At 71.3% G+C, this 25,816-nt stretch carries 20 protein-coding genes and 1 pseudogene; 11 read left to right on the top strand and 10 right to left on the bottom strand.

The window, feature by feature from the left end:
• The first annotated feature begins 23 nt into the window (after positions 1 to 23).
• Genes OG607_RS07975 through OG607_RS07950 form a run of 6 tightly spaced genes read left to right on the top strand, consistent with a single transcriptional unit; the run spans position 24 to position 5,480 of the window.
• Positions 24 to 1,199, top strand: a complete 1,176-nt coding sequence (locus OG607_RS07975) for an NAD(P)/FAD-dependent oxidoreductase (RefSeq protein WP_405720447.1) — start codon at positions 24 to 26, stop codon at positions 1,197 to 1,199.
• Positions 1,196 to 1,480: a (2Fe-2S)-binding protein gene (locus tag OG607_RS07970; protein WP_405720444.1), complete on the top strand. Its 285-nt coding sequence runs from the start codon at positions 1,196 to 1,198 to the stop codon at positions 1,478 to 1,480. The genes OG607_RS07975 and OG607_RS07970 overlap by 4 nt, the downstream gene beginning before the upstream one ends.
• The gene (locus OG607_RS07965; RefSeq protein ID WP_405720442.1) at positions 1,461 to 2,891 is read left to right on the top strand and encodes an NAD(P)/FAD-dependent oxidoreductase; all 1,431 of its coding nucleotides are present in this window, start codon (positions 1,461 to 1,463) and stop codon (positions 2,889 to 2,891) included. The genes OG607_RS07970 and OG607_RS07965 overlap by 20 nt, the downstream gene beginning before the upstream one ends.
• Complete coding sequence (locus OG607_RS07960) at positions 2,888 to 3,802, top strand: dihydrodipicolinate synthase family protein (protein WP_405720439.1); 915 nt, start codon at positions 2,888 to 2,890, stop codon at positions 3,800 to 3,802. The genes OG607_RS07965 and OG607_RS07960 overlap by 4 nt, the downstream gene beginning before the upstream one ends.
• A 5-nt stretch (positions 3,803 to 3,807) precedes the next feature.
• Positions 3,808 to 4,809 (top strand): proline racemase family protein, encoded by a 1,002-nt coding sequence (locus OG607_RS07955; protein WP_405720437.1) that lies wholly within the window; start codon positions 3,808 to 3,810, stop codon positions 4,807 to 4,809.
• Positions 4,806 to 5,480, top strand: a complete 675-nt coding sequence (locus OG607_RS07950) for a GntR family transcriptional regulator (protein WP_405720434.1) — start codon at positions 4,806 to 4,808, stop codon at positions 5,478 to 5,480. The genes OG607_RS07955 and OG607_RS07950 overlap by 4 nt, the downstream gene beginning before the upstream one ends.
• 188 nt (positions 5,481 to 5,668) lie before the next feature.
• On the opposite strand, the gene OG607_RS07945 is transcribed toward OG607_RS07950, so the two are convergent.
• Complete coding sequence (locus OG607_RS07945) at positions 5,669 to 6,952, bottom strand: hypothetical protein (protein ID WP_405720431.1); 1,284 nt, start codon at positions 6,950 to 6,952, stop codon at positions 5,669 to 5,671.
• A 195-nt stretch (positions 6,953 to 7,147) separates the two neighbouring features.
• Between OG607_RS07945 and OG607_RS07940 the strand changes: the two genes are divergently transcribed.
• Positions 7,148 to 8,524 (top strand): family 1 glycosylhydrolase, encoded by a 1,377-nt coding sequence (locus tag OG607_RS07940; RefSeq protein ID WP_405720429.1) that lies wholly within the window; start codon positions 7,148 to 7,150, stop codon positions 8,522 to 8,524.
• On the opposite strand, the gene OG607_RS07935 is transcribed toward OG607_RS07940, so the two are convergent.
• The 4 genes from OG607_RS07935 to OG607_RS07920 all read right to left on the bottom strand — a co-directional run bounded on the left by OG607_RS07935 (position 8,521) and on the right by OG607_RS07920 (position 13,306).
• A complete protein-coding gene (locus tag OG607_RS07935; RefSeq protein WP_405720426.1) occupies positions 8,521 to 9,903 on the bottom strand; it encodes an acyl-CoA reductase in 1,383 nt (460 codons plus the stop codon). The genes OG607_RS07940 and OG607_RS07935 overlap by 4 nt on opposite strands.
• The gene (locus OG607_RS07930; RefSeq protein ID WP_405720423.1) at positions 9,900 to 11,261 is read right to left on the bottom strand and encodes a hypothetical protein; all 1,362 of its coding nucleotides are present in this window, start codon (positions 11,259 to 11,261) and stop codon (positions 9,900 to 9,902) included. Before OG607_RS07930 ends, OG607_RS07935 begins: the two co-directional genes overlap by 4 nt.
• A 26-nt stretch (positions 11,262 to 11,287) precedes the next feature.
• Complete coding sequence (locus tag OG607_RS07925) at positions 11,288 to 11,971, bottom strand: ABC transporter ATP-binding protein (protein WP_405736619.1); 684 nt, start codon at positions 11,969 to 11,971, stop codon at positions 11,288 to 11,290.
• A 90-nt stretch (positions 11,972 to 12,061) separates the two neighbouring features.
• The gene (locus tag OG607_RS07920; protein ID WP_405720421.1) at positions 12,062 to 13,306 is read right to left on the bottom strand and encodes an ABC transporter substrate-binding protein; all 1,245 of its coding nucleotides are present in this window, start codon (positions 13,304 to 13,306) and stop codon (positions 12,062 to 12,064) included.
• A gap of 183 nt (positions 13,307 to 13,489) precedes the next feature.
• Between OG607_RS07920 and OG607_RS07915 the strand changes: the two genes are divergently transcribed.
• Positions 13,490 to 16,198, top strand: coding sequence for an ABC transporter permease subunit (locus tag OG607_RS07915; protein ID WP_405720418.1), 2,709 nt, complete (start codon positions 13,490 to 13,492; stop codon positions 16,196 to 16,198).
• 34 nt (positions 16,199 to 16,232) lie between these two features.
• Here OG607_RS07915 and OG607_RS07910 read toward each other — a convergent pair whose 3' ends face one another.
• From OG607_RS07910 to OG607_RS07900, 3 genes are all read right to left on the bottom strand, one after another.
• Positions 16,233 to 17,870 carry a choline dehydrogenase gene (locus OG607_RS07910; protein WP_405736617.1) on the bottom strand — a complete coding sequence of 546 codons (1,638 nt, stop codon included), beginning with the start codon at positions 17,868 to 17,870 and terminating at the stop codon, positions 16,233 to 16,235.
• A 15-nt stretch (positions 17,871 to 17,885) separates the two neighbouring features.
• Positions 17,886 to 19,049, bottom strand: coding sequence for an NAD(P)/FAD-dependent oxidoreductase (locus OG607_RS07905; RefSeq protein ID WP_405720415.1), 1,164 nt, complete (start codon positions 19,047 to 19,049; stop codon positions 17,886 to 17,888).
• A gap of 116 nt (positions 19,050 to 19,165) precedes the next feature.
• The gene (locus OG607_RS07900; protein ID WP_405720412.1) at positions 19,166 to 20,188 is read right to left on the bottom strand and encodes a PucR family transcriptional regulator; all 1,023 of its coding nucleotides are present in this window, start codon (positions 20,186 to 20,188) and stop codon (positions 19,166 to 19,168) included.
• Between the two features lie 187 nt (positions 20,189 to 20,375).
• On the opposite strand from OG607_RS07900, the pseudogene OG607_RS07895 reads away from it, so the two are divergent.
• Positions 20,376 to 21,916: pseudogene (locus tag OG607_RS07895) on the top strand (aldehyde dehydrogenase family protein).
• An 18-nt stretch (positions 21,917 to 21,934) separates the two neighbouring features.
• Here OG607_RS07895 and OG607_RS07890 read toward each other — a convergent pair.
• The gene (locus tag OG607_RS07890) at positions 21,935 to 23,077 is read right to left on the bottom strand and encodes an acyl-CoA dehydrogenase family protein (protein WP_405720409.1); all 1,143 of its coding nucleotides are present in this window, start codon (positions 23,075 to 23,077) and stop codon (positions 21,935 to 21,937) included.
• A gap of 100 nt (positions 23,078 to 23,177) precedes the next feature.
• Between OG607_RS07890 and OG607_RS07885 the strand changes: the two genes are divergently transcribed.
• Together OG607_RS07885 and OG607_RS07880 are read left to right on the top strand one after the other, a co-directional pair.
• A complete protein-coding gene (locus OG607_RS07885) occupies positions 23,178 to 23,945 on the top strand; it encodes a glucose 1-dehydrogenase (RefSeq protein ID WP_405720407.1) in 768 nt (255 codons plus the stop codon).
• A 14-nt stretch (positions 23,946 to 23,959) separates the two neighbouring features.
• Positions 23,960 to 24,739: an enoyl-CoA hydratase/isomerase family protein gene (locus tag OG607_RS07880; RefSeq protein ID WP_405720405.1), complete on the top strand. Its 780-nt coding sequence runs from the start codon at positions 23,960 to 23,962 to the stop codon at positions 24,737 to 24,739.
• A 624-nt stretch (positions 24,740 to 25,363) separates the two neighbouring features.
• On the opposite strand, the gene OG607_RS07875 is transcribed toward OG607_RS07880, so the two are convergent.
• Positions 25,364 to 25,813 (bottom strand): hypothetical protein, encoded by a 450-nt coding sequence (locus tag OG607_RS07875; protein WP_405720403.1) that lies wholly within the window; start codon positions 25,811 to 25,813, stop codon positions 25,364 to 25,366.
• Between the last annotated feature and the right edge of the window lie 3 nt (positions 25,814 to 25,816).

Raw genomic sequence — 25,816 nt, 5'->3', positions numbered from 1 at the left:
TTGCAATGTGACATACTACTGCCATGAGTGGGTCGAATCGATCACCTGATGTGGTCGTCATCGGGGCGGGTGTGGTCGGTGCCGCGTGCGCGTACTACTGCTCCCGGGCCGGTCTGAGCGTCACCGTCGTCGAGCGGGGTGCGATCGGCGGCGGCACCACCTCCGCGTGCGAGGGCAACATCCTGCTCTCCGACAAGGAGCCCGGGCCCGAACTCGACCTGGCGCTGCTCTCCTCACGGCTGTGGCAGGAAGCCGCCGGGGAGCTGGGTGCGGAACGCCTGGAGTACCAGGCCAAGGGCGGTGTCGTGGTGTCGGCCTCGCCCGCCGGGGCCGACGGCCTGCGCAGGCTCACGGCGGCCCAGCGCGAGGCCGGTGTCGAGGCGGTCGACGTCTCCTGCGGCGAGGTCACCGAGCTGGAGCCGAACATCACGCGTGACGTGGTCGCGGGGGCGTACTACCCGCAGGACAGCCAGGTCCAGCCGGTGCTGGCCACCGCGCGGCTGCTCCAGCACGCCCGGGCGCGGGGGGTCACCGTCCTGACGGGCACCGAGGTCACCGGCTTTGTGCGCGACGGCCGGGGCGCCGTCATCGGGGTCGCCACGAACTCCGCCGAGGCGCCGGTCATTCACGCCGGCCGGGTCGTCAACGCCGCCGGCACCTGGAGCGGGCAGCTGAGCGAGCTCGCGGGCGCACCGGTCCCCGTGCTGCCCCGGAAGGGGTTCATCCTCGTCACCGAGCCGCTGCCCCGGGTGATCCGGCACAAGGTCTACAGCGCCGACTACGTCGCCAACGTGGCCAGCGGCGAGGCCGGGCTGGAGTCCTCGGTCGTGGTCGAGGGCACGCGGGCGGGCACCGTGCTGATCGGGGCCAGCAGGGAACGGGTCGGCTTCGACCGCTCGATGTCGCTGCCCGTGCTGCGCAGGCTGGCCGCGCAGGCCATCGCGGTCTTCCCGTTCCTCGCCGAGGTCGCGCTGCTCCGGAGCTACCTGGGATTCCGTCCGTACTGCCCGGACCATCTGCCGGTCATCGGTGCCGACCCGCGCGCCCCGTGGCTCGTCCATGCCACCGGGCACGAAGGCGCCGGGATCGGGCTGTCCGCCGCGACGGGACACCTGATCGCCCAGGTCATCGCGGGGACGGAACCCGACCTGGATCTCACGCCCTTCCGCCCGGACCGGTTCGAGGAGGCCACCGGATGAGCAGCGGTGCGAGTTTCGAGTTCCGCTTCGACGACGAGACGATCGACGCGGAGGAAGGCCAGAGCATCGGCGCCGCGCTCATCGCCGCCGGGCACCGCTCGTGGCGCAGCACCCGGATCGAGGGTGCCCCGCGCGGGCTGTTCTGCGGCATCGGGGTGTGCTTCGACTGCCTGGTCACCGTCAACGGCCGGCCCAACCGCCGCGCGTGCCTGATCGAGGCCATGCCCGGTGACCAGGTCCGGACCCAGGAAGGAGCGGGCCATGGCGACCTCGCCTGCTGACTCCCGCCGCTACGACCTCTCCGTCATCGGGGCCGGTCCGGCCGGTCTCGCGGCGGCCGTCGCCGCCGGTGCCGCCGGAGCCCGCGTCGCGCTGATCGACGCGGCCCCGCGGCCCGGCGGCCAGTACTGGCGCCACCGCCGGGGCGACAGCGGAGCCCTGCACCACGGGTGGTCCACGTTCCGGCGGCTCCGGCAGGGGCTCACCGACCACGCCGACCGGATCGACCACCTCGCCGGGCACTCCGTCTGGCACGTGGAGCGGACCGACGACGGATTCCGCACGTACGCCCTGCACAACGGGGACAGCGCCGAGCGGATCGTCGACAGCCGTACGGTCGTGCTGGCCACCGGCGCCTACGACCGCCAACTACCCTTTCCCGGCTGGACGTTGCCGGGAGTGTTCACCGCCGGCGGGGTTCAGGCGCTGCTGAAGGGCCAGGGCGTGCTCGCCGGACGGCGGATCGTGGTCGCGGGCACCGGCCCCTTCCTGCTTGCCGTCGCCGCCGGGCTCGCCGAGCGGGGCGCCACCGTGGTCGGCGTGTACGAGGCCGGACTGCCCGCCACGTTCGCCCGGCACCCGGTCGTGGTGGCCCGCAGCACCGCCAAACTCGCCGAGGGCGCGGGATACCTGGCCACCCTGCTGCGCCACCGGGTGCCGTACCGGACCCGTAGCACCGTGGTCGCCGCACACGGCACCGACGAGGTCACCGGGGCCACGGTGGCCAGGCTCGACGCCCAGTGGAAGGTCGTGCCCGGCAGTGAACGCAGGCTGGACTGCGACACGATCGCCGTCGGCTACGGCTTCACGCCCCAGATCGAGCTCCCGCTCCAGCTCGGCTGCGACACCTGGTCCGACTTCGACGGCACCCTGCACGCCCACGCCGACGAGCGGCAGTGCAGCACCGTCCCCGGCGTCTACCTCGCCGGCGAGGTCTGCGGGGTCGGCGGCGCCGCCCTGTCCCTCATCGAGGGTGGACTCGCCGCCCTCCACGCCGCCCACGCAGCCACCGGGGCCGTTCCCGATCCGGCGGCCGTACGCCGCCTGGTGCGGCGGCGCAACGCGCAACTGCGGTTCGCGAGCGCCCTGCACGAGGCTCATCCGGTACGGCCGGGGTGGACGGACTGGCTGGACCCCGGCACCGTGGTGTGCCGGTGCGAGGAGGTCACCGCGGAAGCGGTCACCGAGGCGGTGGTGGACCTGGGCGCGACCGATGCCCGCGCGGTCAAGCTGTACGCGCGCCCCGGCATGGGGCTGTGCCAGGGCCGGGTCTGCGGCTACGCCACCGCGTCCCTGGTCGCCGCACAATGCGGTCGCAAGCCGACCGACGACGATCTGCGCGCCCTGGCCGGCAGGCCCGTCGCGCAACCGGTGCCGCTCGGCACCCTCGCCCGAACCAAGGAGACCCCATGAACGTACAGACGCAGACACAGCCGTGGCACGGCGTACTGGTGGCGACGGCGCTGCCCTTGCGCGAAGGGAGCAGCGGCAAGCTGAAGGTGGACTTCGACGGCTTCGCCGGGCACGTCGCCTGGCTCGCGGAGAACGGCTGCCACGGTGTCACGCCGAACGGCTCGCTGGGGGAGTACCAGACCCTGTCACCCAAGGAACGTGCCCGGGTGGTGACCACGGCGGTCGAAGCGGCGCCCGAGGGTTTCGCGGTGATGCCCGGGGTGGCCGCGTACGGCGCCGACGAGGCACGGCGCTGGGCCGAGCAGGCCGCCGAAGCGGGCGCCTCGGCGGTGATGCTGCTGCCGCCGAACTCCTACCGTGCCGACCGGCGCGCGGTGGTCGCCCACTATCGCGAGGTCGCGGCCGCCGGGCTGCCGGTCGTGGCCTACAACAACCCGATCGACACCAAGGTCGACCTGGTGCCGGAGCTGCTGGCCGAACTGTATGGCGAGGGGCTGATCGCGGGCGTCAAGGAGTTCACCGGCGACGTACGCCGGATCTACCGGATCGCCGAACTGGCCCCGGGGCTCGATGTGCTGTGCGGCGCCGACGATGTCGCCTTCGAGCTGGCCGTCGCCGGGTCGCCGGGCTGGGTGGCCGGCTATCCCAACGCCTTCCCCCGCGCCTGCGTCGAACTCTGGCAGGCGGCCTCGTCGGGCGATCCGGCCGCCGCGCTGCCGCTCTACCGCACCCTGCACCCGCTGCTGCGCTGGGACTCCCGGACCGAGTTCGTCCAGGCGATCAAGCTCAGCATGGACCTCGCCGGCCGCTACGGCGGCCCCTGCCGCCAGCCGCGTGTACCGCTGACCGCCGAGGACGAGCTGGCCGTGCGCCAGGCCACCGAGAAGGCCCTCGCGGAAGGGCTGCGGTAACCGGGATGCGCAGCAACCGGGTCTTCCACGCGGTCGACTCCCACACCGAGGGCATGCCCACCCGGGTCGTCACCGGCGGGATCGGGGTGGTCCCCGGCGCCACCATGTTCGACCGGCGGCGGTACTTCATGGAGCACCTCGACCACATCCGCAGGTTCCTGATGAACGAGCCGCGCGGGCACGCCGCGATGAGCGGCGCCATCCTGCAGCCGCCCACCCGCCCCGACGCCGACTACGGCGTGCTCTTCATCGAGACCTCCGGCTGTCTGCCGATGTGCGGGCACGGCACCATCGGCGTTGCCACCGTGCTGGTCGAGACCGGCATGGTCGAGGTCACCGAACCGGTCACCGCCATCCGCCTCGACACCCCGGCCGGACTCGTCGTGGCCGAGGTGCGCGTGGAGGACGGCGCCGCGCGGTCGGTCACCCTGCGCAATGTGCCGTCCTTCGCGCTCGGCCTGGACCGGACCCTCAAGGTCGCGCCATGGGGTGACATCCCCTACGACCTGGCCTTCGGCGGCAACTTCTACGCGATCGTCGAACTGGACGACCTGGGCATCCCCTTCGACCGGGCCCACAAGAACCGGATCATGGACGCCGGCCTGGCGATCATGGCCGCGATCAACGAGCAGGACCGCCCCGTCCACCCGGGCAACCCCGAGATCAGCGGCTGCCACCACGTCTACCTGGCCGCGCCCGGCTCGGACGCCCGCCACTCCCGCCACGCCATGGTCATCCACCCCGGCATGTTCGACCGCTCTCCCTGCGGCACCGGCACCAGTGCCCGCATGGCCCAGCTGCACGCACGCGGCGAACTCGCTCTCCACACCGACTTCGACAACGAGTCCTTCATCGGCACGCACTTCACCGGCCGCCTCGTCGAACAGGGCGAACTCGGCGGCCTCACCACCGTGACGCCCACCATCACCGGACGGGCCTGGATCACCGGCACGGCCCAGTACCACCACGACCCCGACGACCCCTTCCCCGAAGGCTTCGAACTATGACCCCGACCCATCACACAACACCGGCACTGCCCTCGTTCGGCAACCGGCGCAACCTGCGCGAGGAGATCACCGAAACTCTCCGCGCGGCCGTGATCTCCGGCGAACTGCGGCCCGGCGTCGTGTACTCCGCGCCCAGCCTGGCTGAGCAGTTCGGCGTCTCCTCCACGCCCGTCCGTGAGGCGATGCTCGACCTCGTGGGCGAAGGCCTGGTCGAGGCCGTCCGCAACAAGGGATTCCGGGTCACCGAGCTGTCCGAGCAGCAGCTCGACGACATCACCCACCTGCGCGCCCTGATCGAGATTCCCACCGTGCGGGCGATCGCCGAGGCCGGAGTCAACCCCGCCGTCATCGAGCGGCTGCGCCCGCTGGCGGCCGGCATCGAGGACGCCGCCCGCCGGCGCGACCTGATCGCCCACGTCACCATCGACATGGAGTTCCACCTCACTCTGCTGGGCCTGACCGGCAACACCTACCTCGTCGACATGGTCCGCTCACTGCGTTCCCGGTCACGGATCTACGGACTTGTCACCCTGTCCGAGCACGATCAGCTCGTCCCCTCCTCGCACGAGCACTCCGACCTGCTCGACCTGATCGAGGCCCGGGACGCCGACGGTGCCGAGCAGCTCATGCGGCATCACCTCAACCACGTCCGCGGCATCTGGAAGGCTTAGGGCCTGTCCGGCGGATCTCCGTGGCGTCGCGTGCCCTGGCACCAGCGCTCGCGGCGTTGCCGAAACGCCCACAGGAAACCACCCTGTGAGCGCTCCGGCGCCTTGCGATCGCAGGCGCCACAGTGACATCAGCCGCTGGCGCGGCGGGCCGCTCCTTCTCCCATGGAGATCCGCCGGACAGACCCTAGTCACGAGCCGTCCGCGTGCACGGCGTAGACGTAACGCTTGTCGACGTACTCGCTGAGGTTCCAGATCACGGACTCGCTGTAGGCCCAGCCGGATGCCCCGCTGCTGTGGTAGCTGAGGTCCTCGCAGCCGATGGCCAGGTCGCAGACGGCGCTCGCGGTCGAGCCGCCGGAGGTGAAGGTGCGCAGCGTGCCCTTGGTGGAGGGGCCGGCGCTCGCCGAGAGGTAGTGCTTGCTGTTGCGGGAGACGACTCCCTGGATCTTCTGCTGGCTGACGGTGACGGCCTCGGTGGCGGTGAGCGAGGCCGGCAGCCGGTCGGTGTAGTCGAGGTTCCAGCGGACCACCTTGGGCGTGGTGGTGCCGGCGCCGGTGCCGTTGAAGGTGCCGTCGGTGTAGCTGACGGTGCCGGCGGCGGAGTACTCGCTCACCACCAGGCTGTCGGGGCTGCTGGCGCGGTCGAGCCCGATCGCGGTGTAGCGCAGGTACGTTCCCGCGTTGTCGTAGGCGAGGCTCTGCGGCAGGACGTACTGGTAGCCGTAGCCGTAGCCGTAGTACGAGCCGTCGGTGTGCAGACCGCACACGTCCTTCTCGGCGGTGGCGACCGTGAAGAGGGTGTTGAGGTCGAAGACCCTGAGTCCCTTGAAGGTGTCGACGACGTAGAGCAGGTTTCCGTACCACATGATGCCGCCGGCGTGCTTGCGGATGGGGTTGAAGGAGTACTCGCCGGCGGCGGTCGTGACGGGTTCGACCAGCAGCACATGCCGGTACTTCGGTGCGGAGGCGGTGTTGTAGTCGACGAAGGTGAGCCGCAGGCCCTTGTCGAGCGCGTACTCGTCGACGCCGTCGCCGTCGGGATCGGTCTCGAAGTACCAGGAGGCGAGGACGACCTTGTTGCTGCCGCCGTCCGGGTAGAGCCCGTTGCCGTAGGCGTCGGCGCTGGTGGTGACGCCCTGCGGTATCCAGTAGTCGACGGCCTGGTCGTCGTCGTCCCAGGCGAAGCCGGTCGCGAAGGCCTCGGCGGTGCTGGGGGCGCTGGTGAGGTGGGTGGCGCTGTGGTTGGTGTCGGCGATGACGGTGGTGGCGTCCACCTTGGTCAGCTTGGTCGCCAGGCCGGCGGCGAGGGCGTCGAACTGGCCGTAGGAGTTGCCCGTCCGGGCCGTCAGGGTGAACTGAGTCGCGCCGATGGTGGCCGCCTCCGCGGCGGTGGGGGCCAGCAGGCCGCCGGTCGTCGCGGCGAACGGTGCCGCGGCCAGGCCCTTGATAATGGTTCTCCGTGTCATGGTCATGACGCGGAAACCTAGAGGTCACCGGCTGTTCGGGGCAAGCATATAAGTGATCTTGGTGTCCGGGTCGTGCGGTGGGCCGGATCCGGGGACAGGGAAATGTGGCTGAAATATTGTGGTGACACCGCCGTGGTGTTAGCGTCCCCGCACGGCTATCCCGCCGAATCAGCTGACTTATTCACCTTTCGGGTGGTTGGCATGAGCAATCCCGCCCTGCATGGCTCCTTCCAGAGTGTCGACTGGGGCGTTGCCACCGCCGACAGCATCGCGGCCCCGTTGCCGGACCATCGGGAGACCGCCACCGACTGGTCGGACGGGCACCACCAGCAATGGTCCGACGACGTCCGCGCGGTCACCGGGGCGTCCCCGGCCACGTACCGCACGGTCCTGGGCTGGCGGTACGTGCAGCCCGACGGGGCCGGGCAGTGGGACCGCACGGCGCTGGACCGCTGCGACCGCGCGCTGGACGCCACACTGGCGCGGGGCCTGCGTCCCGGGCTGACGCTGCTGCACCGGGATCTGCCGGACTGGCTGGCCGGATCCGGCGGATGGCTGTCGCGGGACACCGCGCTGCGCTTCGCCGAGTACGCCGCCGAGATGGGGCAGCGGTTCGGCGACCGCGTGGACCGGTGGATCACCTCGAGCGACCTGGTGGCGCCGGCGGTGGCCGAGTGCGTGGCCGGAATGGGCCCCACGGGTCAGGGGCTGGGCGCGGCAGGGCTGCCGGCCGTGCACCATCTGCTCCTGGCCAACGGGCTCGCGGGCCTCGCGCTCAGGGGAGCCGGAGTGACCGCCGAGATCGGGACCACCGTGACGCTGTACGGCGGCTACCCGGCGACCGACGACCCGTTCGACCGCATCGCGCTGGAGCGGCTGGAGTCCTGGGGGAACCGGCTGTTCCTCGACCCGATGCTGCTGGGCGAGCACATGACGACCGAGGACGACCGCTCTCCCGTCGAGGAGTCCGGCTGCGTCCGGCCCGGGGACATGGAGATCATCTCGGCCGCGCAGGACTCCATCGCCCTGTCCTGGCACCTTCCGTTGCGCGTCACCGCCCCCGAGAACCTCCCCGGCGTCCTGCCGGTCCTGGGCTGCTTCCAGGCCCTCAACGACGTCAACCGCCTGCTGATGCACCTCGGCTTCGCCGTCGTCCCCTTCGAGGGAGTGGAGACCAACTCCTACGGCTGGCCCATCGTCCCCGAATCCCTGGCCGACGCCCTCGCCTCCCTCCACGACCTCTACGGCGACCTGCTGCCGCCCCTGCGCATCGTGGACAACGGCATGTCCGACCCGGACGGTGACACCCGGCGCTCCCGCCTCGCCGCCCGGCTGTCCTGGCTGGCCCGCGTGATGGCCTGCGGGGTGGACGTACGCGGCTACGAGTACTGGTCGGTGCTCGACAACCTCGAACACAAGCTGCGTTACTCCCGGTTGTACGGGGCTGCCGTCCCCGAGGGCGAGCCCGTGCCGCAGCCCCCGATCCCGCGCGACTGGTCGCATGCCGGCGCGTTCAGTGAGGACCGCGGCCCGGGTGGCGCGCCGCGCTCGCTCCAGCTGGTCAGCCCTCGTCGTTAGCCCTCGTCGTTTACCCAGCGCACGAACCGCTGCAACGGCCGGAACCCGTCGTGCGGCAGCCCGGCCTCCACCCGCCCGGCCCCCGAGAGCTCCACCACGCGCTGCACCCCCGCCCCGGCGAGGGCGTCGCGCACCTCCGCCTTGCGGGCGGAGGGGTAGACGCCGACGGTCTGGGTCGCCACGTTGGCGTACCGCACGCCGTCGCTCAGCTCCCGCACTGGGACGACGTTGACGATCCGCCCGTCCGGATGGAAGTCCACCGGCTCGTCGGAGCGGATGACGACGCCCTCGCCCCGGTAGCCGCCCCAGACCCGGTACAGCGGCTCCAGCGCGCGCAGACCGTCGATCTCGTCGCGCAGACCGGGCGGCACCGGGGCCCCGGCGGCCGAACTGTGCTGCCGCTCGACGCCCAGCCGCTCCTGGAGCAGGGCGCAGTAGCGGTCCACCTCCGTCACCGTGCCCTCCACGAACTGGAAGCGGCTGGAGGCGCAGGCCTGCTGGTTCATCAGCGTGACATCGGTGGCGGCCAGCTCCGCGACCTCCCGCAGGGTGTCCTCGGAGACGAAGGCCTCCCGGCCGATCAGCGAGATCGAGGTCTTCGGGTCGAAGGCCACCAGCTCCAGCCCCGGTCCGACGTACTTCTGCGCGCTGCGCAGCGCGCCCTCGCCGCCCCAGGCGACCAGCTTGTCGAAGTACTGCGGCCTCAGCAGCGCGCCCTCGACCCGCTCGTCGCCGCCGCGCCAGTACACCGCCGAGAAGGAGCGGGTCACCGGGTGCCCCGGCGCGACCGCCGCCATCGCCCGCAGGATCGCGGTGGCGGTGAACAGGTCGTTCGACGGCAGCTTCAGTAGATTGACCCCCTTGGTGAGGGCCCCGCGCACCACCGACATCGCCGAGACCCCGGGGGCGTTGCCCGCCACGATGTGCAGCAGCCGGGGCGGGAAGGCGCGGATCCGCGACCGCCGCCCGCTCGGGGCGTCGGTGATCTCCCGCCAGCCGTCCACCACATCGGGGCCGCCCAGCTCGTGCTCGACCTGGAACTCCATGCTGCGGCGGTTGAACTGCCGCCCCAGGTCCCGGTACGAGCGCTCCAGCACGCTCCGGGGCAGCGGACTGGTCCGCACCGAGAACTCCAGCGCCTCGGCCATCAGCCCCTGCGGGTCCTTGGTGATCCACTCGCCGGTCTCCACCAGCAGGTCCATCACCTCCGACAGCGGCACATCCAGCGCCGGCAGCGGCTCCTGGCGCGGCCACACGAGCCGGTCGAGCGCGAGCGGGGGAGTGGTGAAGCGGGCGTGCGGCGGTCCGAACTCGGGTCCGGCGCCGAGGACGGTCTCGCCCTTGACGACATGGCTTACGGGAACGGGAACGGCGTTCATACGTCCTCCACCACCCCACGGATATAGGAATCGATCGTGCCCGCGCAGCCGATGTGGTCGTCCTCTCCGGGCTGTGCGATACGCGAGATGTCGTCGAGGAAGGTCGGCCCGTAGCGCCCGCAGGCGCATCGCTCCGAATGGTCGACGGTGACCCGGTCGCCGGTGATCACCCCGCCCCAGCGCCCCTCGTGCGAGAGGTCGAGGAAGGCGAACCGGCCCTGCACCAGGCCGTCGCCGGATGCCTGCTCGGGGCCGAGCAGCTTCTCGGCGGGCGGGTCAAGGATCAGCGTGATCAGTCCGGGCGCGCGGTGGTAGCGGCCGGCCTCGCAGCGGGGGAGCTGCTGGCCCAGCTCGGTCATGCCGTACGACGCCGGGCGGAGCACCTCGCCGTAGAAGCGGGCCACCTGGTCGCGGTAGTCGGGCGGCAGAGCGACGGACTTGGTGCCGCCGCCGGCCCCCACGACGCTGCCGGGGTGGAAGTCGCCGTCCGGGATGCCGCGCTCGCGGGCCCGGTCGATGATCGCCATGTGCTGGGCCCACATCCCGCTGACCCACACCGGCTCATGGCGGCGGTCCAGCAGCTCGTCGGCCAGCCGGCGCAGGGCGTCCCGGCCCTCGACGGCCCGGGCCGCGCTCTCGTCGCGTATCGCGGTGATCTCCTCCGGGGTGGCCGTGCCGTCCGCCATCCGCTTGCGGAAGGCGGCCATCCGGCTCACGTCGGAGATCCGCAGAGGTTTGTCGGTCAGCGCGTGGACCAGGCCCGGGCGGGCCCAGTTCTCGGCGTTGATGACCGCCGCCTCGACCGCGCTGCTGTACCCGGCCATCGGCCCGAGCCAGAAGAACGGCCACTGCGGGCTCGACGCGATCAGCGGCCAGCCGTGGGTGTGCCGGATGTGCCGCCGCTTGCGCTCCCCGTCGCCCCGGGTGTGGTTGAGGAAGGAGCACTTCCCCGTGGTACCGCTGGTGGCCAGCACCTGGTGGCCGGCGGCCCAGAGCCGGTCGAGCCAGTCGTCGACATCGGCGACGCCCTCGACGTCCACGTCCACGACGCTGTCGACCGACAGGGTGTCCAGCCACCGCAGCATCCGGTCCCAGCGGCCCTGGTCGAAGAACGACTGCGGATACGACTTGTAGACGGTGTGCGCGAACAGCAGCGGGACGAGGTCGTCCAGGGACCTGATCTCGTCGATCCCGGCGTCCTCGGCCCGCCGCCCCACCAGCGGGATCTGCTCCCGGCGCTCCTCGAACAGTGCCTGGGCCGCACGCAGTTGCAGCGGTTCGAGGTCGGCGGCGGAGCGGTTGTAGGCGTCGTCGGGGTCGGTGATCAGGTCGAGCAGGCGCTGTCGGGTGGACTCCATTCCGTTTCCTTTCTCCAGGCCGGGATTCAGAGCTGGACAGGCAGACCCTGGGCCGGACCGCCCGCGAGATACGAGGACTCGATCGCGTCGAGGTTCTCGCGCAGTTCCTTCGGGGTTCCGGTCATCTCGACCCGGCCGCGCCGCAGCACGTACACCCGGTCGGCGATGTCCAGCACCTTGCGTACGTGCTGCTCGACCAGCAGCGCGCCCAGGCCGCGGTCGGCGGCCTCGCGCACGGCGCGCAGCAGGCGCTGGACGACCAGGGGGGCGAGGCCGAGGGACAGTTCGTCGGCGAGCAGCAGCTTGGGGGAGCGGCCCAGGGCGCGGGCCAGGGAGAGCATCTGCTGCTCGCCGCCGGAGAGCATGCCGGCGCCGGTCTTCAGGCGCTTGCCGAGCTCGGGGAAGAGATCGAGGGCCCGGTCCGTCTCGACGCGGCCGACCCGCAGGTTGTCGGCCGTGTCGAGACGGGTGAAGACGGCTCGCTCGCCCACGTACGCCAGGCCCTGGCGGGCGCGGCGGTGCAGCGGGGCGGTCGCGGGGGCGCCGAGCCAGGTGACCTCGCCGTCCATCGGGGCCAGTTCGCCGGCCAGGACCTGGAGGGTGGTGGTCTTGCCGGCGCCGTTCGGACCGAGGAGCGCGACGACCTCGCCGGGGCGCACCTCGATGTCGAGGTCGCGGACGACGGGCTGGGTTCCGTAGCCGGCGGACATCGCGCGGGCGGCGATCAGGGGTTCGGAGGTCTGCACGGTGATCTGCACGGTCCGTTCCTTACGTCTCTGGACTTCTCTGCTTCTCCGGCGTCAGCCGGTCTTGGTGGTCAGCGCCTTGCGGACGTCGACGAAGGTCGAGCCGGCCTTGGCCCACTCGATCTGGCCGTCCTTGATGACCAGGTCGGTGGCGGTGGTGTTGTGGATGCGGTTCAGCCCGGGGATCGGCAGGGCGGTCGAGGTCTTCCAGCTCAGCGGCGGGGTCAGTCCGCCGGTGTCGAGGCCGGAGGTGCTGTTCAACTCGGCCACCAGGGCCTTCGCGGTGACGGTGGACAGCTTGTTGGCGGCCTCGGTGAAGGCGGTGAACGCCACCCAGGTGGTCTCGTCGGCGCCGTTGGTGGTGTCGATGTTCTTGTTGCCCTTGGCGGCGGCGACGTAGGTCTTCCACGCCGGGTCGGAGACGGGCGGGTAGTAGCCGGTGATGATCGCGCCCTCCAGCGGGCCGCCGGCTCCGCCGGTGCTCGCGGCCAGCTCCGGCGTGAGGTTGCCGACGACGCTGCCGAGCTTGTTCTTGGCCCCGGACTGGACGTACGCCTGGACGAACAGCTGCGAGGCCGTGCCCAGGATGACGTCCACGCAGCCGCCGCCCTTGGTGGCCGCGGCGACCTGCGGGGCGAGGTCGGTGGCGCTGAGCGGGATCTTCACGTCCTTGGCGGCCGCCCCGCCGGCGGAGACCGTGCCCAGGGACAGGAACTGCCCGACGATGGCGGCCGCGGCCACGTCGTACCGCACGCCCGCGACCGACTTGCAGCCGGACTCGACGAGCTGCTGGCCGTGCGCGGCGAAGATCACCGGGGTGCCGCCGTTGACCGGGAAGGACAGCGGGTTGGAGAACTCCGCCGCCGAGACGCCGGTGCCGCCGAGGTAGGGGATGCCGGCCTTCTGCAGGATCGGCATGTAGCGGTCCCCGGCCAGGCTGTACGAGCCGACGACCGCCACGACCTTCTCGCTGACCGCCTGCTGGGCGCACTTCTCGGCCTCGTTGGGGTCGCCCTTCTCGTTGCAGGTGATCACCTTCAGCGGGCCGCCCTTGATGCCGCCGTGGTTGTTGATCCACGTCGCGTACGCCTGGGCGGTGGCGGGCACGCCGGGCTGGTTGCTGCCCTGGGAGTTCTCCGGTGCCCAGACCATCACTTTGACGGGGGTGCCGGTCAGGGACGAGTCGGCCGTCGAGGCGGCGTTGTCGGATCCTGAGCTGCCGCAGGCTGCCGCGAGCAGCGCTCCGGTGGCCGCGAGACAGGTGGCTGCGGTGTGTCTGCGCAGACGTGCGTTGTGCATGGTTCCCTCCGCGGGGGTGGCTGCCGCCCGATCGGGCGGGTCGTGGCGGGGTCCAGCATGGGGGCAGATGGGTAAGTTAGAGAAGTACCCTAACCAGAATGATTTAAATAAATAACCCGCATGCCCTTGCGGGCCCCCCGGGGGTTCGCTACTCATAGGGCCTGAGAACAAGGGGTTGATCTGGTGGACGACATCCTGCGCTTCGCGCTCCTGGGCCTTGGACTCGGTGCGCTGTACGCGCTCACCGCGCAAGGCATCGTGCTGATCTACCGAGGGTCCGGCGTCCTGAACTTCGCGCACGGCGCCATCGGCATGACCGCCGCCTACCTCCAGTGGGAGCTGACCGCCAACCACGGCGTGCCCTACTGGACCGCCCTGGTGGTCGCCGTGGCCGTGGCCGGGCTGCTCGGCGTGCTCACCCACCTGCTGGTGATGCGCCCGCTGCGCCGGGCCTCCTCGCTGGCCCGGCTCGTCGGCACGCTGGCGGTGTTCATCGTGCTCACCGCTGTCGCTGTCAAGCGCTACGGCGACAGCGTGCAGCTCGTCGCCGGCAAGCTGCCCTCCGGGCTGGTGAAGATCGGCGGCGTGACCGTGTCCGAGGACCGGTTCTGGCTGCTCGGCATCGCAGTCGTCATCACGCCGGCACTGCATCTGCTCTACCGGCGCACCATGTTCGGCCTCGGCACCACGGCCGTCGCGGAGAACCAGAGCGCGGCCTCCGCGCTGGGCTGGTCCTCGGACGTCATCGCCGCCGCCAACTGGGGCATCGGCTCCGCGCTGGCCGGCCTGACCGGCATCCTGATCGTCCCCGTCATCGGCCTCGCCGTGAACGGCCTGACGACGCTGCTGCTCAGCGCCCTGGCGGCCGCCCTGGTGGGACGGTTCTCGTCGTTTCCGGTCACCCTGGCGGGCGGCCTGGTCATCGGCGTCGTCCAGTCCGAGCTGACCCGCTTCGGGACCAACGTCACCGGCCTCGCGGCCTCCGTGCCGTTCCTGGTCATCGCCCTGGTCCTGGTCGCCCGGGGCCAGGCGCTGCCGCTGCGCGGCACGTTCCTGGAGCGGCTGCCGGCCCTGGGGACGGGCCGAGTGCGACCGGTCCTGCTGGCGGTCGTGGTGGCGATCGCGCTGCTGCTCACCGCCGTCTCCTCGCCGCTGTGGGCGGACGCGATCACCAACACCATGGTGCTGTCGCTGATCATCCTGTCCGTGGTGGTGGTCACCGGCTACGCGGGACAGGTCTCGCTGGCGGCGTACGCACTCGCCGGCGCCGGCGCCTTCATCGCCGGCCACGCCGTCGCCGACTGGGGCTGGCCCTTCGAACTCGCCCTGCCCGCAGGCGTACTGGGGACCATACCCATCGGGCTGCTGTTCGCCCTGCCCGCCATCCGCACCCGGGGCGTCAACCTCGCCATCATCACCCTCGGGCTGGGCACCACGCTGGAGGTCATGGTCTTCCAGAACACCGGCCTGGCCACCACGACCGGCAGCGACGGCATCGAGGTCGGCAAGCAGACCCTGTTCGGCATCAACATCTCCGGCGTCGACCACCCACAGCTCTACGCGGGCCTGGTTCTCGTGCTCTTCGTCCTCGCCGCCCTCGCAGTCGCCAACGTACGCCGCAGCCGCACCGGCCGCCGCCTCATCGCGGTCCGGGCGAACGAACGCGCGGCGGCGGCGCTCGGGATCAGCGTCCGCGCCACCAAGCTCTACGCCTTCGGGCTGTCGGCGGCGATCGCCGCGCTCGCGGGCGTCCTCATCGGCTTCCGGTCCACCTCGGTGGTCTTCACCGACTTCGCGAGCTTCAACTCCATCACGGTCCTGGGGCTCGCCGTCATCGGCGGCGTCGGCTACCTCGCCGGGCCGGTGTTCGGCGCGACCTTCGCCGCCGGAACGGTCGGCGCGCGCTTCGGGGACCTGGTCGTGCCGGGGCTCAGCGAATGGATGCCGCTGATCGGCGGGATCATCCTGCTGCTCACCCTGGTCGGCAACCAGGACGGCATCGCGCGGGAGACGGGCGGCCAGGCCGCCGCGCTGATCGCCCGGATCCGGCCGCCCGGGCCCATGGCGTCGGCTCCGGCCCCTGCCCCTGCGCCCGTCGAGGGTGCCGCCGGCCGGGCCCGGCCGCTCCCGTTGCACGTCGAAAACCTGACCGTGCGGTACGGCGGAGTCGTCGCCGTGGACGGCCTGTCCTTCGCGGTCGAGCCGGGCCGGATCGTCGGCCTCATCGGCCCCAACGGCGCCGGCAAGACCTCCGCCATCGACGCCGTCACCGGCTTCACCCCGGCGGCCTCCGGCCGCGTACTCCTCGGCGGCGACGACGTGACCGGCGCCGCTGTGCACCGGCGCGCCCGCGCCGGGATCAGCCGGTCCTTCCAGTCCCTGGAGCTCTTCGAGGACATGACCGTCCTGGACAACCTCTACGCCGCCTCCGACCGGCCCGGCCCACTGACGCCCGTGACGGACCTGGTCCGTCCCGGCAGCCGCCCGCTGCCCGAGCAAGTGCTCCTCGCCGTCCGCGAGTTCGGCCTCGACGGCAGCCTCGACCGGTCCGTCGGAGACCTCTCCTACGGCGAGCGCCGGCTGCTCGCCATCGCCCGCGCGGTGGCGACCTCCCCGTCCGTGCTGCTCCTCGACGAGCCGGCGGCCGGTCTCTCCGACGACGAGACCCGCGAGCTCGCCCGCCTGGTCCGGCGGCTCGCCGACGACTGGGGCATGGGCGTGCTCCTCGTCGAGCACGACGTGGACATGGTCATGAGCGTCTGCGACCAGGTCGTCGTCCTCGACTTCGGGCGGCGGATCTGCGTCGGCACGCCGGACGAGGTACGGCGTGACCCGGCGGTCCGGGCGGCCTACCTCGGCGACCTCGCGCCGGAGGAGGCGGCTGCGGGTTGACAGGTTGCCGACGGGCGCGGGCTGCCGCCCCGGTTCACCGTCCCGCTCGGTAGTACACCGCGTCGGACGGTGCGAGCGGCTGTCTGCCGCGTATCCGGTCCGCGATCTTCTCGGCCATCATCATCACGGGGGCGTTCAGGTTGCCGGTGACGACCCTGGGCATGATCGACGCGTCGGCGACGCGTATGCCGCGTACCGCGTTCATCCTGCCCTCGCTGTCCACTACGGCGTCGGAGTCGGTGCCCATGCGGCAAGTGCCGGACGGGTGGTACGAGGTGCCGGTGGCCCCGCGGATCCACGTTTCGAGGTCGCGGTCGCCGGTCACCTCCGGTCCCGGGTTGAGATGCCGCGGGCGGAACCTCTGCATGGCGGACTGGCCGATCACCCGGTCCCGCATCAGCCGTACGCCGTCTATCATGTCCTGCAGGTCCTGGCGGGACTCGTAGTGGTTGAACACGGTGAGCGGCGCGTCGGCCGGGTTCCTCGTCAGCAGCTTGACGTAGCCGCGGCTCTCGGGGCGCGAGAGGTCCATCCAGACCTGGAAACCGGGCACGGGGACGAGCTTGCCGTTCACCAGCTTCCGGGTGAGCGGCAGGAATTCGTACTGCATGTTGGGGAAGCCGAGGTCGTCGCGGGTGGCCAGGAACGCACCGGCCTCGAAGAAGTTGGTGGTGCCCAGGCCCCTGCGCAGCAGCAGCCACTCGGCGCCCAGTCTGGCCCGCCCGAACAGGTTCAGCTGGGCGGTGAGCGAGTCCTCGTGCGCCGTGCCGAACTGGATGTCCACGCCGGGGTGGTTCTGCAGGTTGCGGCCCACGCCGGGGATGTCCGCCACGACGTCGACGCCGACCTCGCGCAGGTCGTCGGCGGGACCGATGCCGGAGAGCAGGAGCAGTTTGGGCGTGTTGACGGCGCCCGCGCACAGGATCACCTCGCGCTCGCAGGTGACGCGGCGCGGACCGTCCGGGCCCGCCACCTCGATACCGGTGGCGGCGCCGTTCTCGACGAGGACCCGTGTCACCAGGGTCTTCGGCAGCACCGTGAGGTTGGGCCGCCGCATTGCGGAGCGCAGGTAGGCGCGCGGGGCGCTCCAGCGCACGCCGTCGTGGATGAAGGACTGGGCGACGTGCATGCCCTCCTGCCGGTAGCCGTTGTGGTCCGGTGTGACCTCGAAGCCGCTCTGCTCACCGGCGCGCAGGAACGCGTCGTACAGTTTGTGCTCGGCCTTGGCACGGCTGATGCGCAGCGGGCCGTCGCCGCCGCGGAAGTCGTCCGGGCCGTCCTCGAATGTCTCCATCGTGCGGAAGTACGGCAGGCAGTGGGCGTAGTCCCAGTCCTTCAGGCCGTTGTCCGCCCAGCCGTCGTAGTCCATGGGGTTGCCGCGGTTGAAGATCATGGCGTTGATCGACGAGGATCCGCCGATGATCTTGCCGGCTTTCTCGTCGATCATCTTGCCGTGCAGGTGCGGCTCGGGGCCGGACTGGTAGCCCCAGCCGATCCGCTTGTTCTGGTACACGAACGGCAGGCCGCCCGGCATGGTGATGAAGAGGCTGCGGTCGGAGCCTCCGGCCTCCACGAGCAGCACCTTCACCGAGGCGTCCTCGGTGAGGCGGGCGGCCACGATGCAGCCGGAGGAGCCGGCGCCGACGACGATGTAGTCGAACTTCACGTCCACTGACTCCAAGGCTCCTTAGATGATTCCCTGTTCGGGAAGCGGCGTGCCGTCCATGAGGCGCTGCCAGCCGAAGCGGGTGAGGTCGATGGTCTGGTACGACCCCTTCAGCAGCAGCTCAGCCATGGCGCGGCCGCAGCCGGGCGCGTGCATCAGGCCGTGGCCGGAGAACCCGGCGACCAGGTGGAAGTTGGCGAGGCCGTCGGCGCCGGGGCCGATGATGACGTTGCCGTCGAAGTCGTTCTGGTCGTACAGGCCGGGCAGCGTGCTGGTGCAGCGGGTCCGCTCGAACTGCGGGAAGCGGTGGGCGAGTGCGGGCCAGACGGCGCTTTCGAAGTAGGCGCGGTCGACGTCGAAGTTGTAGCCGCGCGGCTCCGCGAGCGTCGGAACGCCGCCGGCGTAGCCCTTGCCCTCGGGGCGGAAGGCGAGGCGCCGGGTGTCCTTGATGTAGGGCAGCGGCTCGATCGGGTCCTGGGACTCGAAGTAGTGCTCGAAGCGCCGTAGCGGCTCGATGGGCGCCTTGACGCCGAGCATCGCGCAGACGTCCTTCGCCCAGGCACCGGCGGCGTTGACGAACTGGGCCGCGTTGATCCGCCGCCCGGACTTCAGTACGGCGGTGGTGACGTGGCTGCCCTCGCGGATCAGGCCGGTCACCTCGTCCGCCACGAACCGGGCTCCCAGCGCCCTGGCCTTGTTGCGGAAGCCCGTCAGCACGCTGTGCGGGTCGAGCCAGCCGTCGTCGGGGGAATGGACGGCGCAGCCGAGGTCCTCGACGTTCATGGACGGCCACTTCTGCTTCAGCTCGTCCGGTTCGAGCCAGACGACGTCGCAGCCCAGCCGCTGCTGGATGTCGAAGTTCCGGCGCAGCGCCGCGCGGTCGGAGGGCGGCACGATGAAGAGATAGCCGTTCTTCTTGAAACCGATGTCGGCCTCGGCTCCGTCGACCGCCATCGTCCTGGGGAACTCCTCGAAGAAGTCGATGCTGTACTTCGACAGCTCGATGTTCTCCGGAAGGTGGAACAGCCGCCGCACCCCACCCGATGCGCGTGGGGTCGACGCCAGTTCGTAGTGGGGGTCCCGCTCGACCACGACGATCTCGGCACTCGGGTCGAGGAGCTTCGTGAAGTAGGCGACGGCCGCGCCGATCGCTCCGCCGCCGATGACGACGATGTCGGTTCTCATGCCAGCCGACAGTAGGTCGGGCCGTCCGGCGGCCGCATCCACGGTGGAGAGGAGAGATTTCCCCGGTGTTCGACATCTGTCGAATCCCGCCGGGGCCGATGACGAAGCCGGGGGCCCTACTCCTCGACGCTGCGATAGGCGGCCAGCCACAGAGCCAGCTGCAGGCTGGTCCGGCCGGCTCCGGACCGCAGGTCGACGCCGGTCAGCTCGGTGATCCGGTTCAGGCGGTAGTAGAGCGTGGTGCGGTGGACGTGCAGCTCCTCGGCTGCGGCGGCGACTTCTCCGCCGTGGTCGAGGACGACGCGTGCCGTCGTCATCAGGTCGTCGCGCGACTGCTCGAGGAGTGCCTCGGCGCCCGCGTGCACCTGCGCGACGGTCAGGGAGTCGGGGGCCTCCACAATGAACCTCCAGGCTCCCAGCCCGTCCCACGACGCCCTGTCCAGCCGCGCGCCGGCGGCGACGACCCGGCGGGTGGCCGCCGCCCGGCGGACCGCTTCGCCGAGTTCGGCCAACGGCACCGGGCCGCCGCTCGTCGCGTTCCGTACGCGGCTGCTCACGACGTGTGCGCTCATGTGGCCGGGCAGCGGCCAGCCGCCCGCCGTCGGCGGGGCCTCGACCTGCACGCGCGCATCGGAGGGCAGGTTCTCCAGCCGGGTGAGTTCACGCGCGGCGTCCTGGTCCGGGGCACGCAGCAGGCGGCTCAGGAGCTCGTCGCGCTGGCGATGCCGCTGATCGGCCGACCGGCGGGTCTTCGCCATCGCTTCGGCGGCGAGTTCCGCGCAGTCCACCAGCGCCGGAAGGTCGGACTCGGTCAGGGTGCCGTCGCGGTCGAGGACCCACAGGAAGCCGATCGCCCTGCCCTCGTACCGGACGGGCATGCACCAGCGCGCCCACATGTCCGCCTCGGGCAGCGCGGGCGTACGCACCGGCTTCGTCGCCTGGGCGAGCCTGAGCCGCCGCACGACCGCGGCGGCGGCCGGTTCCACGCGCCGGTCGAGGATCGTCCTCATCCGCGTGCCGTCGACCGCACCGCGGGTGCTCCACCAGACGGGGTGCTGGTCGATGTCCTCGACGAGCACCGACAGGCCGACCGCGGACGCCAGATCGTCCACCACGGCCTGCATATTGACGGACTCCATCAGGATTCCCCCTCTCTTCCGTCGGTCCGCGCACCGGCCTCGAAACCCGGGGACCTGGCCGATTCGACAAGTGTAGGAAGGGCGGTCGAAGATTTCACACCGCCGCCGATGCCCGAAGGCGTACGGCGCTCCTAGGGTCGGGTCACACCGGATCGACACCGCCATCGGAGCCCCTCGGAGCCCTGCCATGACCGAACCCGCCGCGGCGCTCGCCGAGGTCCGCGCCGCCGCCTACGACGTGCCCAACCTCATCGCAGGCCGTGAGGTCCGCACCGGCCGCACGCTGCCCGTCGTCACCCCGCACGAGCACGCCGTCCGGCTGGGGCAGGTCCACCACGCCTCCGTCGAGCACATGGCCGAGGCCGTGGAGGCCGCGACCGACGCCTCCCGCTGGTGGGGCCGGCTCGGCCGGGAGGAGCGCGCGGCGCCGTTCCTGCGGGCGGCCGACATGCTGGAGAGCGGCGGGCCGTGGCGCGAGCGGCTCACCGCCGCGGCGATGCTCGAACTGTCCAAGACCCGGGAGCAGGCCAAGGGCGACGCGGTCGCCGAGACGGCCGAGCTGATCCGCGCCAACGTCGAGAACATGCGGGCGATGTACGACGTACAGCCCTATTCGCCGGAAGGCATCCGCAACCACGTCGAGTACCGGCCCCTGGAAGGCTTCGTCCTCGCGGTCTCGCCGTTCAACTTCGTCTCCACGAACACCTCGCGTTCGCGCCCGCCCTCCTCGGCAACACGGTCGTGTGGAAGCCCGCCGAGAGCGCCGCACTGACCGCGCACCTGTCCCTTCAGCTGCTGCGCGAGGCAGGCCTGCCCGACGGGGTCGTCAACATCGTCCACGGCGGCGGCGCGGAGCTCGGCCCGGCCGCCCTCACCCACCGCGACCTCGCCGGGGTCCACTTCACGGGCTCCACCGCCACCTTCCGGCAGATCCTGCGGACCGTGGGCGAGAACGCCGACGGCTACCGGAACTACCCGCGCGTGGCCGGCGAGACCGGTGGCAAGGACTTCATCATCGCCCACCCCTCGGCCGACCTCGACGCCCTCGCCGTGGCCTGCGTGCACGGCGCGTTCGACTACCAGGGGCAGAAGTGCTCCGCCCCGTCGCGGCTGTACATCCCGCGCAGCCTGTGGCCCGCCCTCAAGGAGCGGTTCATCGAGCTGACCCGGCGCCTCGTGATCGGTGACCCGACCCTGCCGCAGACCCACATCGGCGCCGTCATCAACGCCCGCCAGCACGCCAGGCACGCCGAGGCCCTGGCGCGGGCACGGGCCGAGAACCTGGTCGTCGTGGGCGGCACCACCGACGACTCGGTGGGCTGGTTCGTCGACCCCACCCTCCTCGAAGTCGACGATCCGCACTCGCCGTTCATGACCGAGGAGCTCTTCGCACCCGTCACGGCCGCCTACGTGTACGAGGACGCCGACTGGGCGAAGACGCTGAGGCTCGTCGACGAGTCCACTGCCTACGGGCTCACCGGCGCGGTCTTCGCCGAGGACGAGGAGGCGATCACCCAGGCCGCCGACGCCCTGAAGTACACCGCCGGCAACTTCCACATCAACGACAGGCCGACCGGTGCCGTCGTCGGGCAGCAGCCTTTCGGAGGCTCCCGCGCCTCGGGGACCAACGACAAGGTGGGCACCGTCTGGAACCTGATCCGGTTCACCAGCCCCCTGACCGTCAAGCGCCCCGAGCGCCCGGAGCGCACTCCCTGGCCGCCGGCCTGACCGTTGTCACGGGTCGGCTCAGAGGCCGAGGCCGCGGCCGACGATCTCCTGCATGATCTCGGACGTTCCGCCGAAGACCCGCTGCACGCGGTTGTCCCGCCAGATCCGGGCGATCTCGTACTCGTTGACGTAGCCGTAGCCGCCGAAGAGCTGCATGCAGCGGTCGATGGCCTGCCAGGCGGTCTCCGAGGTCCAGTACTTGGCGGCGGCCGCGTCGTCGGCGGTCAGATGGCCGTCGACCAGGGCCATGATGCAGCCGTCGACGTAGACCCGGGCGGCGTTGAGCTTGGCCCGGATGTCGGCGAGGGCGAAGCGGTTGGCCTGGAAGCTGCCGATGGGCTGACCGAAGGCGGTGCGCGTCTTGGCGTAGTCCAGGGCGAGGAGGAAGGCGCGCTCGGCGGCGGCGAGGGAGCTGACGGCGATGGCGAGGCGCTCGGTGGGGAGATTGCGCATCATGTGGTAGAAACCGCGGTTCTCCTCGCCGATCAGGTTCCCGGCGGGGACCCGGCACTCGTGGAAGAACAGCTCCGCGGTGTCCTGGGCCTTCATGCCGACCTTGTCGAGCTTGCGGCCGCGCTCGAAGCCGGGCGTGCCGCGCTCGACCACGATGAGGCTGATGCCCTTGTGGCCGGCCTGGGGGTCGGTCTTGCAGGCGACGATGACCAGGTCGGCCAGGATGCCGTTGGTGATGAAGGTCTTGGAGCCGTCGATGACCCAGTCGTCGCCGTCGCGGCGGGCGGTCGTGGCGATGGACCGCAGGTCCGAGCCCGCGCCGGGCTCGGACAGGGCGAGGGCGCAGATCGTCTCGCCGCTGATGACGCCGGGCAGCCAGCGGTCCTGCTGCTCGTCGGTGGTGAGACCGCCGAGGTAGGGCGGCAGGACGTCGTTCTGCAGGCCGAGGCCGATCCCTACGGAGCTGGTCGCGGCCATCTCCTCGGCCATGATCGCGTTGTAGCGGAAGTCGTGGATCCCCTGGCCTCCGTACGCCTCCGGGAACTGCCAGCCGATGAGCCCGGCCTTGCCGGCGGCGGCCCACGCGGCGCGGCTGACCTGGCCGTCGTGCTCCCACTCCTCGGTGTGCGGGGCGCACTCGCGCAGGTAGTAGGCGCGGGCGGTCTCGCGGAAGAGGTCGTGTTCCTCGGTGAAGATCGTGCGGCGCATCGGGTGGTCCCTTCCCTGCTGTCTTCCATCGTCTTCTATCCGAGCATTCAGTGTAGTAATTTAAATGATTGTGAACCGGTGGGGAAGTCATGGAGGGCACATGGACGAGCGTGGCGGACTGAACGGCACGGTGGCTGTCGTCACCGGAGCGGGCCGGGGTATCGGCGAGGCCATCGCCGCCGGGCTGGCGGCCCAAGGCGCGGCGATCGCCGTGTGCGACCTCGACGCGGCGGCCGCCGACAAGGTCGCCGCGCGCCTCGCCGAGCAGCACGGCGTACGGGCCCTGGGCGTGGCGGTGGACATCGCCGACAGCGCGGCCGTGCACGCGGCCGTGGCCCGGGTGACGGAAGAGCTGGGGACGGTGGACGTCCTGGTCAACAACGCCGCCATCGACGTCATCGAGCGCTTCGTCGACAGCAGCGAGCAGACCTGGGACCGGATCATCTCCGTCAACCTCCGGGGCACCATCACCATGACCCGGGCCGTCCTCGACGGCATGATCGGACTCGGCCGGGGCCGCGTCATCCACATCGCCTCCGACGCCGGCCGCGTCGGCTCTTCCGGCGAGGTCGTCTACTCCGCGACCAAGGGCGGCGTCATCGCCTTCGGCAAGGCCCTCGCCCGCGAGGTCGCCCGCCACGGCATCACCGTCAACAGCGTCTGCCCCGGGCCCACCGACACCGCGCTGCTCGGCCAGGTCGCCGAGTACAGCCAGAAGATGTACGACGCGACCCTGCGGGCCATCCCGCTGCGCCGGGTCGCCGAACCGGCGGACATCGCCGGTGTCGTTGCCTTCCTCGCCTCCGACGCCGCCGCGTACATGACCGGGCAGACGCTCTCGGTCAGCGGCGGCCTGACGATGGTCTGAGGGGAAGCGCTGATATGACCGATGTACTGCGGGTGGAGCTGCGGGAGCGGATCGCCGTCCTCACCCTTGACCGCCCCGGCGTGCTCAACGCGATCGGCACGGCGACCACCGATCGGCTCGGCGAGGTACTGGACGAGCTGCGCGAGGACGACCGGGTCCGCGCCCTCGTCCTTGTCGGCGCCGGGCGCTGCTTCTCGGCGGGGGCCGATCTCGCCGAGATCGAGTCGTTCACCGCGGCCTACCAATTCCGGGAGTTCGTAGGCCGGTTGACCTCCGTCGGCCGGGCTCTCCAGCACCACCCCAAGCCGTCGGTCGCCGCCCTCCACGGCTTCGCCTTCGGCGGCGGCCTCGAACTCGCCCTCGCCTGCGACCTCCGCGTCGCCGAACGCGGCACGCGCTTGGGTCTGCCCGAAATGAAGCTCGGCGTCCTGCCGGGAGCCGGTGGCACCCAGCGGCTGCCCCGGCTCATCCCGCCTGCCGTCGCCCGCCAGATGATCCTCACCGGCGAGCCGATCGACGCTGACCGGGCTTATGGGCTTGGCCTCGTCAACGAACTGGCCGAGGGCGGCGGTGCGCTTGCTGCGGCGGAGGCGTTGGCCGTGCGGCTCGCCGCCGGTGCGCCGCTCGCCTTGGCGGCGGGGAAGCGGTTGATCGACGAGGGGCTGCGTATGGAGTTGGACGCGGCGATCGCGTACGAGCGTGAGACCGTCTCCGTGCTTTTTACCTCCGAGGACCGTGAGGAGGGGCTCAAGGCCTTCCGTGATCGCCGTCCCGGAGACTTCCGGGGCGCGTAGTCCGTACGGTGCGGTTTGCGGTGGTTTGCGGTTCCGTCCTCAAGCGCCGGACGGGCTGGGTTGGCCGTGGGGTCGGGGGCGCCTGCCGGGGTCTCTCTCCTCGGCGCTCGCGACTCCGGCACCTTCAGTCCGTGCCCGGGATCCTCGCTCGTCGCCTGCGGGAGAACCCCTCCACCGCCCCCGCCTGGCCGGGAGCGTTCACTTCAGCCCGTCCGGCGTTTGAGGACACGCCCGAAGGGCGTTCGGGGGTCCGGGGGCGCAGCCCTTGGCGGTCCGGGCGGAGCCCGTCACGCGGTGCCAGCCGCTGATCGGATGCAGCGGGCAGGGGCGGGGTGGGGGAACACCCCCGGCGGCCGGAGGCCGGCGCAGCGGTCCGAAGCCAGCGAAGCGCCCGCGAGGGCCGCGCAGGAGGATAGGGGCCCTCGCTCGTCGCCTGCGGGAGAACCCCTCCACCGCCCCCGCCTGGCCGGGAGCGTTCACTTCAGCCCGTCCGGCGTTTGAGGGAAGGGGCGGGGTGGGGGACCCCTCACCCACGAACCGCCCACCCGCGAGTGGGCCGGCACACGGGCGTGCCCTCCGAGCGATGCCGGCGTGGGCCACTCACCGCCGGCTGACCGGGACGGGTCACGGGCCCTGCGCGATCAGCTCCCGGGTGTGGACGAGTGCCGCTTCAATGAGTTCGCAGAGCCGGTAGTCCCCCTCGATGGAGTGCAGATCGCTCTGCCAGGCGTCGACCGCGTGCCACCCGTCATCGATCAGGGGCGGGACGGGCTCGCCGGCCTTGAGGTTCGTGGGCGGTGACGGCAGCCGTACCAGCAGGTCTGACATGCCCTCGGCGACGGCTGCGGCTACGCCTTCGTAAGCCAGGACCGGGACTCCGTAGGCGGCGGAGAGAGGCTGCCAGAGGGCCAGCTTGTGCAGCCTCTCCCAGAGGTCTGGGTGCGTGTGCAACTGCCATGCGCCGAGAGCCATGTCGTGAGGCCCGTGCGGCGGGGCGGCCCGGGCTCGCAGATGGGCCAGCAGCGCGGTGTTGTGGGGATGCTCGGGGAGCGTGGGCAGCGGTTGGGATCCCATGCG

The sequence above is a fragment of the Streptomyces sp. NBC_01537 genome (assembly GCF_045040445.1).
GTDB lineage: Bacteria > Actinomycetota > Actinomycetes > Streptomycetales > Streptomycetaceae > Actinacidiphila.
This window is presented reverse-complemented; position numbering and strand designations above follow the sequence as displayed.